Here is a 14,173-nt window from a genome sequence, read left to right on the forward strand (position 1 = left end):
GGTGACGCATGGAATGGGACGCGCTGCTTTTATCGCGTTTGCAATTCGCATTCACGATCGGCTTTCACATCATCTTTCCGGCCTTCACGATCGGGCTTGCGTCATTTCTCGCCGTGCTTGAAGGCCTGTGGCTCTTCACAAAGAAGCCGATCTTCAAGAACCTCTACCTTTTCTGGGTGAAGATCTTCGCGCTGTCGTTCGGCATGGGCGTCGTCTCCGGCGTCGTCATGTCCTACCAGTTCGGCACGAATTGGAGCTTGTTCTCCTCCATCACCGGCAGTGTGATAGGGCCGCTTCTGGCCTACGAAGTGCTCACCGCGTTTTTCCTTGAAGCGTCTTTCCTCGGCATCATGCTATTCGGGTGGAAGCGAGTGGGGCCGGGGCTGCACTTCTTCTCCACCTGCGCTGTCGCAATCGGCACGCTGATCAGCGCGTTCTGGATTCTTGCCGCCAATTCTTGGATGCAGACGCCGCAGGGTTGGACCTGGGCCGATGACGACACGATGATCGCGACCAATTTCATCGACGTGATTTTCAATCCGTCTCTGCCGAGCCGCTTCGCGCATATGGTGCTCGCCGCTTATCTCACCACGGCGATGGTCGTCGCCGGCGCCTCGGCGTTTGCGCTCTTGAAGAATAGAGCCCTGCCGGAGAGTCGTATGGCGTTGCGCATGGCGATTCTGATGATGGCCATCGTCGCACCGATGCAGATCGTTGTCGGTCACGAGAGCGGCGTCGTCGCGCACGAGCACCAACCGGCCAAAGTCGCGGCGATGGAGGGCTGGTGGCAAACGCAAACACAGCAGCCCACAATTCTCTTCGCCTGGCCGGACGAGGCGGCCGAACGCAATCATTTTGAGTTCGGCTTGCCAGGACTTGGCTCTTGGGTTGTCGCCGGCGACGCCAACGCGGAAGTGCAGGGGCTCGACGCGTTCGCACCCGAAGATCGCCCGCCGGTTTGGATCGTATTCTGGTCTTTCCGAATTATGGTGGCGATGGGCTTGGCGATGGTGACGCTTGGTCTTTGGGGCGCGGCGGCTTGGGCGCTCAAACGTCTTGACGCCGCCACATGGTATCATCGCGCGCTCGTGCTCGCGGCGCCCAGCGGCTTCGTCGCCGTGCTCACCGGTTGGATCACTGCCGAAGTCGGACGCCAGCCCTATGTCGTCTATGGCGTGCTGCGCACCGCCGACGCCGTCTCACCGGTCAGCGCCGCTTCAGTCGCGACGTCGCTCATCTTCTTCATGGTCGTGTACGCGATCGTGTTCAGCGCTGGCGCTCTCTATATTCTGCGTCTTATAGCCAAAGGGCCGGAGAGCGACGAGCCGCCGCCGCAATCCAAGCAACCGCCCGGTACGCCGCTCGGCGCCGCGATCGAGGAGGCGCCGTGATGATCGAGCTTTCCATGATCTGGGCGATCCTGATCGCCGTCGCCGTCTTTCTCTATGTTGCGCTCGATGGGTTCGACCTCGGCGTCGGCATTCTCTTCCCGTTCGCGAAAGACGCGCGCGAGCGTGACCAGATGCAAGCCGCCATCGCGCCGGTTTGGGATGGCAACGAGACGTGGCTCGTGCTCGGCGGCGGCGGCTTGTTCGCCGCATTCCCGAAAGCCTACGCGGCCCTCATGCCGGCGCTCTACGCGCCGATCATTCTCATGCTACTCGCGCTGATCTTCCGCGGCGTCGCGTTCGAGTTTCGTCACCACGGCCGCGGCCTCGGCGCCAAATGGTGGACGATCGCGTTCTCCGCCGGCTCGATGGTCGCGGCCATTGCGCAGGGGTTCGTGCTCGGCGGCTTCATCCAAGGCGTGGCGCTAGAAAACGGCCAATTCGCCGGCGGCCCGCTCGATTGGCTGACGCCATTCTCGTTGCTCGTCGCCGCCTCACTTGTCGCCGGCTACGCGTTACTCGGCGCCACATGGCTCGTATTCAAAACCCAAGGCGAACTGTTCGAACGCGCACGCGCATGGGTAAAGCAACTCGCGCTCTTCACGGCGCTCGCGATGGGCGCGGTCAGCCTCGCCACGCTCGGCGTCGATCCGCGCGTAACTGAGCGTTGGGGCCTCACCATGACAAGTGTGGATTGGCCAACCTTCATCAAGCTCGCGCCACTACCGATCCTCGCCGCCGTGATTTGCTATCTGCTCTGGCGCGGCGCAGACCAACGCCGCCATTTCGCGCCCTATCTCTACGCGGTCGGCCTTTTCCTCATCGGTTATCTCGGCCTCGCGTTCAGCCTGTGGCCTTACATCGTGCCCTTCGCGATGACGCCAGCGGACGCCGCCGCAGCGGACAACGCGCTCTCACTCATGCTCTGGGGCGCTATCCCGATGCTACCGATCATCTTGGGCTACACGGCTTACGTCTATTGGATTTTCCGCGCCAAGGTCGACAACGATGCCGCCTATCATTGAAGGCCCGCCGGAAGAGGGGGAAGCGCCGCGGCCTCTGGGCAAACGGCTGCTATGGTTCGTGGCGTTGTGGGTTGGCGGCTTAGTTGCTGTGGCGACGGTTGCATACGCGCTGCGGGCGCTGATCCTGTAGTTCCCAGCGCCGCCGTGTGGAACGGGGAATTAGTCGCGATAATCCTCGGCGGCGCGATCCATGAAATGCGCCAGGGCCACGTCCTTGTCCGTGACCCCGCCCGCGTCGTGCGTCGTGAGCGTGACCTCGACGCGATTATAGACGTTCGTCCATTCCGGATGGTGGTCGTGCTTTTCCGCGAACAGCGCCACGCGCGTCATGAACGCGAAGGCGGCGTTGAAATCCTTGAAACGGAATTCCTTGGTGATCGCGTCGCGGTCACCCGTGGCATGCCAGCCTTGGAGGCGGGCGATTGCGGCTGATGCGCCAATCTTCTCTGCAGGCATGGCTCGCTCCTTTGCGTTCAATATGGCGCGACCGCGTCCGAAGGCGAGCCCAAACAAAAACGCCGCCGTCTTTCGACGGCGGCGCTCTTGAGTTTGGTGTTTGCCTTATTGGTTCGGCTGAACCGGGTTCGGCTGTTCGTGGCCCGTGACCACTTCACCCTTGCCGAGCTTCGAGTTCCACAGCCCGTAGGCGAAGTAGAGCACGAAGCCGCCCGCCAGATAAATCAGGAAGAAGTTGCGCGTCTCGTCGTGCGCCATCAGCGACAGCAGCAAGAAGATGCACATCAGCGCGCCGAGCAAAGGCGTGATCGGGAACAGCGGCGTCTTGAACGGCCGGTTCATGTTCGGCCGGGCAAAGCGCAGATAGATCACCGTCAAGCAGACAATGCCGAACGCGGCGAGCGTGCCGACGTTGGTGAGGTTCGCCAGCGAGTCGAGGCTCATGAAGCCGCCAAAGCCCATGGCGAGCAGGCCGACCAGGATCGTATTGATCCAGGGCGTCTTCAGCTTCGGGTGCACGTTGGCGAACACCTGCGGGATCAGGCCGTCGCGCGCCATCGTGTAGAAGATGCGGGTTTGGCCATAGAGCAGCACCAGCATCACCGACGAAAGACCGGCGAACGCGCCGAGCTTCACCACGAAGGCAAACCACGGCAGGCCGATTTGATCGACGGCCAGCGCGATCGGCGCCGGATTGTTGAGCTGGGTGTACGGCACGATGCCGACCAGCACAGCGCAGGTCAGAATATAGAGAATGGTGCAGATAATGAGCGAGCCGAGAATGCCGATCGGCATGTCGCGGCCCGGGTTCTTCGATTCCGCGCCGGCGGTGGAGACCGCTTCGAAGCCGATATAGGCGAAGAAGATGGTCGCCGCGCCCGTGATCAGGCCGGGCACGCCATACTGGCCGGTGTCGGCGCCTGTCAGCACGCCCCAAAGTGCGCGTCCAATCTGCGCCCAGATGCTCATGTCCGTGCCCGGCGCAGGCGCCGGGATTTGCTCCGGAATGAGCGGGGTCCAGAGGTCCGGGTTCACGTAGGCCGCGCCGATCACGATGAACGCGATAACAACGCCAACCTTGATGAACACGACGATGTTGTTGACCAACGCCGATTCCGAAATGCCGACAACCAGCAAGCACGTGACCGCGATAAGGCCAATGATCGCCGGCAAGTTGACCATGCCAACGGCGATTTGTTCGCCGGTGTCGTGATCAAGCACTGGCACGCCTGGCGCCGCTGTGAGTGCCGCGGGTATGTGCACGCCGAGATCTGCGAGCAAACTGACCGTGTAGCCCGACCAGCCCACGGCCACGGTCGAAGCGGCGAGGCCGTATTCGAGCACGAGGAGCAGACCCATCACCCAGGCGACGATCTCGCCCATCGATGCATAGGAATAGGAATACGCCGACCCCGAGACCGGGATCGCCGACGCAAGCTCCGCGTACGAGAGAGCCACCAGCGCACAGAGCGTGCCGGTGATGACGAATGAAATCATGATGCCGGGGCCGGCGAATTCCGCCGCCGCGCGTCCGGTCAGAACGAAAATGCCGGTGCCAATAATGCAGCCGATGCCGAGCAAGATCAGATTGATCGGGCCTAGTGTCTTTTTCAATTCGCCTTGCTCGTGCTCGGCGTGCATTTGTTCAACCGACTTGCGGATGAACAGACGGCCGAGACCGCTTGGCTTCGATGGATTTGCCACGTTGGATCCCCTCCCTGGTGGGCTAGGGGGCGGAAGCTAGACGCGCTTTCGGGTGCTCACAAGCGCCGAGGGTCGCTTTTAACTTTGTGCGAGTGCGTCGGGCACGGTCCAGCCCCGTCGTGCGCATGCCGCGAGCACGGTATTGCGCAGAAGGCAGGCGATCGTCATGGGGCCGACGCCGCCCGGCGACGGCGTTACCGCCGCAGCGACTTGAATGGCTTCGGCAAAATGCACGTCGCCGACGAGTTTGGTTTTGCCTTCACCCTTCTCAGGCGCAGGCACGCGATTGGTGCCGACGTCGATCACGATCGCGCCCGGCCTGATCCAATCACCGCGCACCATTTCTGGGCGGCCCACAGCCGCCACCAGAACGTCCGCGCCGCGGCACACCATCCTCAGATCGCGTGTTTTAGAGTGTGCAATCGTCACGCTCGCGTTCTGTTCGAGGAACAAAAGCGCCGCCGGCTTGCCCACAAGGATCGAGCGGCCGATCACGACCACGTTCGCACCCGCGAGATCGGGGCGCTCGGTCTTCGCCAGGATCACCGAACCCACCGGCGTACAAGGCCGCAAGCCCGGCTTGCCGAGCACGAGCTTGCCAGCGCTGGCTTCCGTGAGCCCATCCACATCCTTCAGCGGATCGATCGCCGCCAGCACGTTGGCTTCGTGAATGTGCTTGGGCAGCGGCAATTGCACGAGGATGCCGTCCACCTCCGGGTCGCGAGAGAGGGCATCGACGCGTGCAATCAGGTCGGCCTCGCTCGTGTCCGCCGGCAGTCGGATTTCCACCGAGCGCATACCGGCTTCGCGCGTGGCTTTGCCCTTGGAGGTCACATAGACTTGGCTGGCTGGATCGTCCCCGACCAGCACGACCACGAGGGCCGGCTGGCTCGGCAGAGCTTTCACGGCCGCAGCTACATCGGCGCGCAGGCTCGCCGCGATCGCTTTCCCGTCGATGATGCGTCCGCTCATTGCGACTCCTTATGCTTGGCGAGAAACGATGCGATCTCCGCTTCGCTGACGCCGTCAATCTCGATCGTCTTTAAGCGCGCTGTCGCGCCGCGCGCCACCTGCACGCGCGATTTTGGCACGCCCAACGCTTTGGCCAGCAGCTTTTCCAGCGCCGCATTGGCCTCACCCTTTTCCGGCGCCGCACGCACGCGCGCTTTCAGATAGGGCAGGCCGGCTTCGTCAAGATCCGCGCCATCGATGCGGTCAGCGCCGCCCGAGGGCGTCAGCCGGACGCGCATCCGGCTCAGAGGAACGAGCCTCCGCCCACCAGCAGATTGACCAGCCACGGCAGCACGCTGTCGCGCACCAGCACAATGACGAGCAGCAACACCAGCACCGACAGATCGACGCCCGCGATCGGCGGGATCAGGCGACGCAACGGTCGCAACATCGGTTCGGTAATGGCGCTGGTGAAGCGCCAGATGCCGCTCACCAATTCGTTGCGGCGGCTGACAATGTCGAACGCGAACAGCCAGGACAGCACCACGTGCACAATCAGCACCACGACCAGAAGGCCGAGCACCGTGTGGATGAGCTGGTATAAAATGTTGATCATGCGGCTCTTCAGCGTGTTTCAGCGGTTCGGAGGGGTCTAAACCGGTCCGCCTGGATTCGGCAAGGTGAGCGCCTTGACGCCCCAGCCGCACCGGCACTATATCGCGGCTCCCGCGAAGGGGGCCTGTAGCTCAGTTGGGAGAGCGCGTCGTTCGCAATGACGAGGTCAGCGGTTCGATCCCGCTCAGGTCCACCATCCTTTCGCTTGCGCCAGATCGGGCTCCGGTACCTTCACTCAGCCTAGGCAATAACGCTGCGCCGTGAGATCCCGGTTCTGGGAGCTGATCTATGTCGTTGCGCGCTTTGCTTTTGTTCGGCCTGCTGTTCCTGGCGCTGATGGGCGCCGGCTACGTCATCCAGCCTGACCCGGTTCGCACCTCCAACGCACCGGACGCCTTCGACGCCAATGCTGCGTTCGCCCGCATTGAGCGCGTGCTGTCGCCGGAAGAGCCGCACCCGCTCGACACCGAAGCTGCTGATCGGGTGCGCGAGCGCTTGCTCATCGAGATCCGCGCGCTCGGCTTCACCCCCGAGGTGCGCGAGCATTTTACCTGTCTGCCGCACCCCGAAGCGCCCGTTTCGTATTGCGCACGCGTGCGGAATGTCGTGTTCAGCGTGGGTCCAAGCGAAGGCCCCGCGATCCTCGCCGCCACACATTATGATTCAGTACCGGCCGGCCCAGGCGCGAGCGATGCCGGCATGGGTATGGCCGCTTGGCTCGAGATCGCGCGTTTGCTCTCACAACAAGATTTGCAGCGCCGCGTGATCTTTCTGATCAGCGACGGCGAAGAGGTGGCGTTGCTCGGCGCACACGCCTTCGCAACGCAAGACCCGCAAATGAACGACGTGCAAGCGATCGTGAACCTTGAAGCGCGTGGCACGAGTGGTCCGGCGACGTTCTTCGAAACCGCACGGCCGAACGCGGATTCAGTCCGCGCTTACGCCGCTGGCGCGCAGCGTCCGATGACGAATTCGATGATGGCCGCTGTTTATGATCTGTTGCCGAACTCGACGGATGTCACCGTCTTGCGGCGCGAGGGCGTCGATATCGTCAACATCGCAATCTCGGATAGCTGGCCCAATTATCATACGCCGCAAGACAATCTCGCGAACATGAGCCGCGTGAGCTTGCAGCATATGGGCGATAGCGCGCTTGGCACGACACGCGCTTTTGCGTTGAACGCCGACGCTGGCAGCGCAGAGGCGCTTATCTTCACCGATATTCTCGGTCGCGTCCTTATAAGTTTGCCGGAATGGCTTGGCACGGCGCTGCTCGCCATCAGCGCGATCATCGCCGCCGCATATTTCTGGACGCGCGGGCGCCAAGGCCGTTGGCGCGCTTTTGCTGCGCCGCTCATTGCGCTCCTTGTCGCGGGGCTCGCTTCATTTCTGATCGGCTACGCCTTCAATACGTTGCGCCCCGGCATGTTCTGGTTCGGGCACCCCGAAGCGACGCGCGCTTGGACAGGTCTGATCGCGCTCACCGCGCTCGCCATTGGTCTTTGGTTCGCCGACAAACGCGCCAGTGCGCCGCTGGTGGAAGCCTCCGCCATGCTGTGGTTCGCGCTCTTCGGCTTGGCTGGCGCGATTGCATTGCCCGGCCTTTCCATTCTCGACGCGCTCGCAGCTTCGATTTTCGCGCTGAGCGCATTGCTCGCGTGGCGTTGGCCGGTTGCCGCGCGGTTCGGCGCTCTGCTTGCAGCACTCGCCGCGCTCATCATCTGGGCGCCGCTCTTTGCCTTGGTTGAAGTGACGTTGGGCTACGACATGCCCGCACTCAATGCCGTACTCATCGTGATTGCGCTGCTGCCGTGGCTTGGCCCGATCGCGCGGTTGCAAGGCGAGAAGCCGTGGCGACTGCCCGTCGCTGCACTTGGCGCGCTTGCCCTGGTCGCCATTGGCGTCGCCGCGCTATTGCCGTCCTCCACGGTGGCGCGGCCGCGCGCGTTTAATTTCGTCTATTTCCAAGATGCCCTGAACAACGACGCGCACATCATTGCCGGCCCACCGCGCTTGCCGTTGCCGCAAGAGATCGCCGCCGCCGCACCTTTCACGTCACGCATGGTCGTGCCTGGTGATCGCTATCCATCGTGGAGCACGTCCGTGCCAAGCGCGAACCTGCCTGCGCCGCGCGTCGAGCTTGTGAGCGACGAAGTGATCGATGGCGCGCGCACCGTACGTCTACGCTACGCGACAAATGGAGCCTATCGCACAACGATCCGCGTGCCGTTCTCCGCCGAACTCTCGCGTGCGAGTATCAACGGCGTCGACGCCGCGCCGGTGCTGAACTCATCAGCCACAGTCGATTTCAACAGCATCATCTGTGTCGGCCGCGCGTGCGATGGTGCTGAAACGGTCTTGGTGGTGAATGCGGACGCGACCCCGACGGATTGGCTCGTGCTCGGTCAATATCTCGGCGCGCCCGAAATCGCCGCCGAGCTTGTGGCGGCGCGTCCAAGCTACACGACAGCGGCCCACACGGGCGACATCGCGCTCACGCTTGGCACGGTGCAGCCAGCCTCAGCCCAGCAATGAGTGCTTGAGATCGACGCGGGTCTGATCGCGATTGTCCGTGAAGATCAGCGCCTCGGCCATCAGCGCGGCGTAGAACAAGAACGCACGCTTGCGCGCTTCGTCCTTGTCTAGACCATGTTGCATCAAGAGCTTTTGGAAATAGTCCAAGCGCACCCGGTCGATGTGGCGGACCGCTTTGGCTGCGCGTTTGTCGCGGCGCGCCCAGAGACGCACCGCAAGCTCTATCGCTGCAGCGCGCGCTGAGCGGGGGCTCGAATAGGGCAGAGAGAGCAGCGTTTCCAGGCGTTCCGCCGGCGTCTTCGCGTCGGCCGCGCGCTCCACGCGCGCATAGATGAGATAGCTCGCGCCCTCGCGCCAATGCTTCAGCATTGCTAGATGCAGCGCATCGCGATCGGCGAAGTGCCAGTAAAAGCTGCCGCGCGTGACGCCCAAGCGCTTGGCCAACGGATCGACACGCACCGCGTCGATGCCGCCTTCCGCCATCACGTCGAACGCCGCTTCGACCCAGGCGGCGACATCTAGACTTGCGGTGCCGTTTGGCGACGTTTCGCTCATGGCCTTTTCTCGCTCTTATTGGCCATGTTGCGGTGCAGCATGACGATTGTCAGTGTTACGCAATCAACACAGCGTGCGAATTGGGGCGAAATTGCTCTAGACGCCGGAACAAAAACGACCCTACCATACACAAGTGTACGGCGAGGCTCAAAGACCTCGGAGACACGCGGGAGGGAATTTAATGTCGAAGAAGCGGGATGGAATCCGCGCGAGCACGCGCGCGCTTATGGCTTTTGGTTTGGGCGTCGCGGGGGCCATCACGGCCACCCCCGCACTGGCACAAGAAACGGATGACGAGATTGTCGTCACCGCCACGCGGCGCGATCAGTCGCTGCAGGAAGTGCCGATCGCGGTCACGCCGGTCACGGCGGAGATGATTGCAAACTCAGGCATCCGCGATGTGCAGGACCTGACATCGGTCGCGCCGGCGCTCCAGTTCAACGTGTCTGAAAGTGAAGCCTCGGCCACGGCGCGCCTCCGGGGCGTCGGCACGCAAGGCTCGAACCCGGGCCTCGAATCGGCGGTCGGCATTTTCATCGACGGCGTCTATCGCGCCCGCAACGGTGTGGCGCTGTCTGATCTTGGCGACGTCGCTCAGATCGAAGTTCTACGCGGCCCGCAGGGCACGCTGTTCGGTCGCAACACATCGGCCGGCCTCATCACGATCAACACGCGCGCGCCGGACCTCGGCGAATTCGACGCCTTCGGCGAAGCGACGTACGGCGATTGGGGCGAGACGCGTCTTGCTGCCGGTGTGAACATTCCGCTAGTCGAGGACGTCATCGGTCTGAATTTCTTCGCGTCGAAGTCCGATCGCGATGGCTTCCTCGACATTAACAATGACGGCCCGAACACTTTGCTTGGCCCGTCGCGTCCGAACGACGATAGTGGCGATGCAAACACACGCGGCGCTTACAATCTGCGCGGCCAATTGCTGTGGCAGATTACAGACGATGTCGATCTGCGTTTGATTGCCGACTATTCGGAGCGGGATGAAGCCTGCTGCGCGGCGCAGATTTACAATCCAGTTCTGCTCAACGGCAATCCGGTTACGAACCTCAACGCTTCCGGCGTTGAAGGCGCGCCCGTCAATTACGGCACCGGCCGCCAGCAATGGATCGCCAACCTGGGCGGCTATGGCCCGAATGTCAGCGTTGGCACGCCGCTGGGAGCGCTGGGTGATGGCAATATCGGCGATCGCATCGGCTTCTCGAACTACGGCTATGCGGCGTCACTGCAAGATTACGGCGTGTCGGGCGAGCTGAATTGGGATTTCGGCAACGCGACGCTGACCTCCATCTCGGCTTATCGCAATTGGTCTTCCGCCGGCGGCAGCGATTCCGATTACTCGCAAGCTGACATCGTGTACGTCCCGCAAGGCGACGCGAACGGCACCGAGTTCGAAATCTTCACGCAAGAGTTCCGTCTCGCGGGCGAGTGGGGCCGTCTCGATTGGCTGTTTGGCGTGTTCTATTCCGACGAAGTCATCGACCGGAATTTCTCGTTCCAAACCGGTTCCCAATACGGCGCGTACTTCGCTGGTCTCGACAGCATCATATCGGGCGGCACCGTCGCGCCTGGCCTCGGCACGGCGCCCGTCGGCGGCTCGCTCTCGACGCTGTACAACGGCCTCGCGCTCGTGCCGGCGAATGTCGGTTCGTTCGACCATTATGTGCAAGACGGCAGCTCGCTCGCCTTCTTCACGCACAACATCTTCGCGATCACAGACCAAACCGATCTCACGGTCGGCTTGCGCTTCACCACAGAAGACAAGGATTTGGTAGCGGACTTCAACACACCGTTCAACGTCAACGCGCTGCGGTCGGCGACGATCGCGGGTCTCGAAGCCGCGTTCGCGCTGCCAGCTGGCACGCTTGCGCCATTCAACAATTGCAACCCAACCGTTGCGCCCGCGGGCCCGCCGCTCAGCTCGGTCATCGCCGCGCTTCGCTCAGGCTATTGCGTGCCGTGGCTCCGTAACGAGCTTGATGCGGTCGGCTACAACCAAAGCCGCGGTGAAGACGAATGGTCGGGCGTTGTTTCGCTTCGCCATGAATTCACCGATAACATCTCCGCCTACGCCTCGTTCTCGCGCGGCTACAAGGGCGGCGGCTTCAACCTCGATCGGAACTTCGACTACACCTATCAAGGCGGTGCGCCGTCGTCTGACTTCGACGCCGAACTTGTTGACGCGTACGAAATCGGCGTGAAGACGGAATGGTTCAACGGCGACCTGCTGCTGAACATGGCCGTCTATTCGAATGAGTATTCGAACTTCCAGCTCAACACCTACAATGGCATCCAATTCGTTGTGACGACTGTGCCGGAAGTAACTTCGGAAGGCGTCGAGCTCGACCTGATCTGGCGCACGCCAATCGAAGGCCTCTCCATCAATGGAGGCGTCGCTTACACTGACGCGACCTATGGTCCGGACGATGGTTGGGTGCTTGCGAACCGCAACCCGATCACAGGTGAGCAGACGCTGGCCCGCTTGCCGAATTCTCAGCTGACGAATTCGCCGGAGTGGACCGCCACGACGTCGTTCACTTACAATCGACCGCTGTTCAACGGCGCGATGATGGGCTTGGCCTATCTCGACGCGCGCTATGTCGACGATCAGCTGACGGGTTCGGACTTGCGTCCGTCCAAGTTGCAACCGTCCTATACGTTGGTGAACGGCCGCATCGGTCTGGCCACGGCGGACGAGCGTTGGGCGGTTGAGCTCTGGGCGCGTAATCTTACCGATGAGGAATACGTCCAAGTCGCGTTCGACGCGCCATTGCAACAAGGCACGGCGGGTCCGACGCAGGGCGCGTTCTTGGGTGACCCGCGCACCTACGGCATCACGCTGCGGGCGCGCTACTAAGCGCTTTGGAATAAAGGCTCGGCGTCCATCCCGCCGCGCCTCTCAAGGGAAGACTCGGCCGTGGCGCTCGCCACGGCCGTTTTTCGTCGTGTGACTCGTTCACGACTGCGTGGAGTGCACGCCAAAGCTTGCATTCGCGCCCGCTGGCGGGTCTAACGCAGCCCCCATGCTGGAGATTTCCGACCTCACCTATCGCATCGGCCCCCGGCCGTTGTTCGAGAACGCCAATGCGTTCATCGCTGAGGGCTGGAAGGTCGGCCTCGTCGGCCGCAATGGCACGGGCAAGTCGACGCTGCTGAAGCTGATCCGCGACGAAGTGGGCAAGGCCAATTCATCGATCCGCGTGCGTCGCGGCGCGCGCATGGGCTTCGTTGCGCAGGAGGCCCCGCAGGTCGACACGCCGCTGATCGAACTTGTGATGGCGGCGGACGAGGAGATGACGGCGCTGCTGAAGGAAGCGGAGACGGCGGAAGACCCACAGCGCATCGCCGACATCCATATGCGCTTGGCCGAGATCGACGGCTATTCGGGCGAAGCGCGCGCCAGCGCCATCATGATCGGGCTCGGTTTCGAACAAGAAGATCTGACGCGCGCCGCGCGCGAATTCTCCGGCGGCTGGCGCATGCGCGCCGCACTCGCCGGCGTGCTCTTCTCCAAGCCCGATCTGCTCATCCTCGACGAACCGACGAACTATCTCGATCTCGAAGGCGCGGCCTGGCTCGAAGAATATCTGCGCGAATACGAGCACACCGTGATCTGCGTCAGCCACGACCGCGAAATGCTCAATCGTTCGGTGACGCATATCCTGGCGCTGGATGACAAGAAGCTTGAAGTCTTCGTTGGCGGCTACGATGCGTATCTGAAGAAGAAGGCCGAGCGCATGGCGCTGGCGCAAGGGATGAAGGCCAAGCAGGATGCGCAAAAGGCGCATCTGCAAAAATTCATCGATCGCTTCCGCGCCAAGGCGTCGAAGGCGGCGCAGGCGCAGAGCCGGATCAAGCAGCTCGAAAAGATGCAGGACATCGCCGTGCCGCTCGAAGAGCGCACGATCCCGTTCCACTTCGAGGATCCGGTGCAGCTGGCGTCGCCGCTCGTCGTGCTGGACGAATGCGATCTTGGCTACATCGAAGGCAAGCCGGTCCTGAAGAAGGTGTCGCTGCGGCTCGATCACGATGACCGCATCGTCATCATCGGCCCGAATGGGCAGGGCAAGACGACGTTGGTGAAATCGATTGCCGCGCGGTTGCCGCTACTGGCCGGGAAGCGCGTCGCCTCGGGCAAAGCCGTAATGGGCTATTTCAGCCAGGATCAGTTGGACGAATTGCGCGAAGGCGAAACCGTGCTGGAGCACGTGCGCGATTTGGAGCCGGATTGGGCGCCGCCGCGTCTGCGCTCGCTTGCGGCGCGGATGGGTTTCGGCGTCGAGAAGATCGACACGAAGGTTCAGAACCTCTCGGGCGGCGAGAAGGTGCGGTTGTTGTTGGGCCTGATGGCGCACCACAAACCTCACGTTCTGATCCTCGACGAACCGACCTCGCACTTGGATATCGACAGCCGCGAAGCTTTGATCCACGCCATCAATGAATACGAAGGCGCCGTGCTGCTGATCACGCACGACATCTATCTGGCCGAAGCCTGCGCGGATCGCCTCTGGCTCGTCTATCACGGGCGCGCGCGCCAATATGACGGCGACCTCGAAGATTATCGCAAGCTTGTCGCGGCGGCGGATCGCCCGCGTGATGAGGGCACGGTGAAGCAGGTGGAAGCCGCTTCGGCGCAAGCTGAGACGAAGCCGAAGGTTTCGAAATACACGTTGCAGCGCAAGCTCGAAGCCGCCGAAGCCGAGATGCAACAAGCGCAAGCTGCGCTCGCGAAGATCGATACGGCGCTGGCCGATCCGGAGCTTTTCAATCGCGATCAGAAGCGCGGGGAATCTTTGTTGAAAGAGCGCTCCCATGCGGCGACCGGCTTAGCGAAAGCCGAGGCCGCATGGCTCGAAGCGAGCGAGGCTTTAGAGCGCGCATAGCCCACCCCTCCTCACGAAGTGGGGAGGGGCAGGGGTGGGGACCGCGCCGTCG

12 protein-coding genes and 1 tRNA gene are annotated in these 14,173 nt (G+C 62.5%); 7 read left to right on the forward strand and 6 right to left on the reverse strand.

What is annotated here, in order from left to right:
* Positions 1-8: 8 nt before the first annotated feature.
* Genes EPJ54_RS15970 through EPJ54_RS15980 form a run of 3 tightly spaced genes read left to right on the forward strand, consistent with a single transcriptional unit; the run spans position 9 to position 2,543 of the window.
* Positions 9-1,391: a cytochrome ubiquinol oxidase subunit I gene (locus EPJ54_RS15970; protein WP_135212762.1), complete on the forward strand. Its 1,383-nt coding sequence runs from the start codon at positions 9-11 to the stop codon at positions 1,389-1,391.
* The gene (cydB, locus tag EPJ54_RS15975) at positions 1,388-2,413 is read left to right on the forward strand and encodes a cytochrome d ubiquinol oxidase subunit II (protein ID WP_135212763.1); all 1,026 of its coding nucleotides are present in this window, start codon (positions 1,388-1,390) and stop codon (positions 2,411-2,413) included. Before EPJ54_RS15970 ends, cydB begins: the two co-directional genes overlap by 4 nt.
* Positions 2,397-2,543, forward strand: a complete 147-nt coding sequence (locus tag EPJ54_RS15980; protein WP_135212764.1) for a DUF2474 domain-containing protein — start codon at positions 2,397-2,399, stop codon at positions 2,541-2,543. The genes cydB and EPJ54_RS15980 overlap by 17 nt, the downstream gene beginning before the upstream one ends.
* Positions 2,544-2,572: 29 nt before the next feature.
* On the opposite strand, the gene EPJ54_RS15985 is transcribed toward EPJ54_RS15980, so the two are convergent.
* The 5 genes from EPJ54_RS15985 to EPJ54_RS16005 form a co-directional block, all read right to left on the reverse strand.
* Positions 2,573-2,869 (reverse strand): 4a-hydroxytetrahydrobiopterin dehydratase, encoded by a 297-nt coding sequence (locus EPJ54_RS15985; RefSeq protein ID WP_135212765.1) that lies wholly within the window; start codon positions 2,867-2,869, stop codon positions 2,573-2,575.
* A 105-nt stretch (positions 2,870-2,974) separates the two neighbouring features.
* The gene (locus tag EPJ54_RS15990; RefSeq protein ID WP_239590976.1) at positions 2,975-4,573 is read right to left on the reverse strand and encodes an amino acid permease; all 1,599 of its coding nucleotides are present in this window, start codon (positions 4,571-4,573) and stop codon (positions 2,975-2,977) included.
* A gap of 78 nt (positions 4,574-4,651) precedes the next feature.
* Positions 4,652-5,545 carry a bifunctional 5,10-methylenetetrahydrofolate dehydrogenase/5,10-methenyltetrahydrofolate cyclohydrolase gene (locus EPJ54_RS15995; protein ID WP_135212766.1) on the reverse strand — a complete coding sequence of 298 codons (894 nt, stop codon included), beginning with the start codon at positions 5,543-5,545 and terminating at the stop codon, positions 4,652-4,654.
* Positions 5,542-5,823, reverse strand: coding sequence for a DUF167 family protein (locus EPJ54_RS16000; protein ID WP_135212767.1), 282 nt, complete (start codon positions 5,821-5,823; stop codon positions 5,542-5,544). Before EPJ54_RS16000 ends, EPJ54_RS15995 begins: the two co-directional genes overlap by 4 nt.
* Positions 5,824-5,828: 5 nt before the next feature.
* Positions 5,829-6,140 (reverse strand): YggT family protein, encoded by a 312-nt coding sequence (locus tag EPJ54_RS16005; protein ID WP_135212768.1) that lies wholly within the window; start codon positions 6,138-6,140, stop codon positions 5,829-5,831.
* 119 nt (positions 6,141-6,259) lie between these two features.
* On the opposite strand from EPJ54_RS16005, the gene EPJ54_RS16010 reads away from it, so the two are divergent.
* Positions 6,260-6,335, forward strand: a tRNA-Ala gene (locus EPJ54_RS16010).
* 92 nt (positions 6,336-6,427) lie between these two features.
* Positions 6,428-8,674: a M28 family peptidase gene (locus tag EPJ54_RS16015; protein WP_135212769.1), complete on the forward strand. Its 2,247-nt coding sequence runs from the start codon at positions 6,428-6,430 to the stop codon at positions 8,672-8,674.
* On the opposite strand, the gene EPJ54_RS16020 is transcribed toward EPJ54_RS16015, so the two are convergent.
* Positions 8,660-9,229, reverse strand: a complete 570-nt coding sequence (locus EPJ54_RS16020; RefSeq protein WP_135212770.1) for a TetR/AcrR family transcriptional regulator — start codon at positions 9,227-9,229, stop codon at positions 8,660-8,662. The genes EPJ54_RS16015 and EPJ54_RS16020 overlap by 15 nt on opposite strands.
* 181 nt (positions 9,230-9,410) lie before the next feature.
* Between EPJ54_RS16020 and EPJ54_RS16025 the strand changes: the two genes are divergently transcribed.
* Positions 9,411-12,095, forward strand: a complete 2,685-nt coding sequence (locus tag EPJ54_RS16025; RefSeq protein WP_135212771.1) for a TonB-dependent receptor — start codon at positions 9,411-9,413, stop codon at positions 12,093-12,095.
* A gap of 166 nt (positions 12,096-12,261) precedes the next feature.
* Positions 12,262-14,121: an ABC-F family ATP-binding cassette domain-containing protein gene (locus tag EPJ54_RS16030; RefSeq protein ID WP_135212772.1), complete on the forward strand. Its 1,860-nt coding sequence runs from the start codon at positions 12,262-12,264 to the stop codon at positions 14,119-14,121.
* The last annotated feature ends 52 nt before the right edge of the window (positions 14,122-14,173 follow it).

Source organism: Vitreimonas flagellata (genome assembly GCF_004634425.1).
Lineage (GTDB): Bacteria > Pseudomonadota > Alphaproteobacteria > Caulobacterales > Aquidulcibacteraceae > Vitreimonas > Vitreimonas flagellata.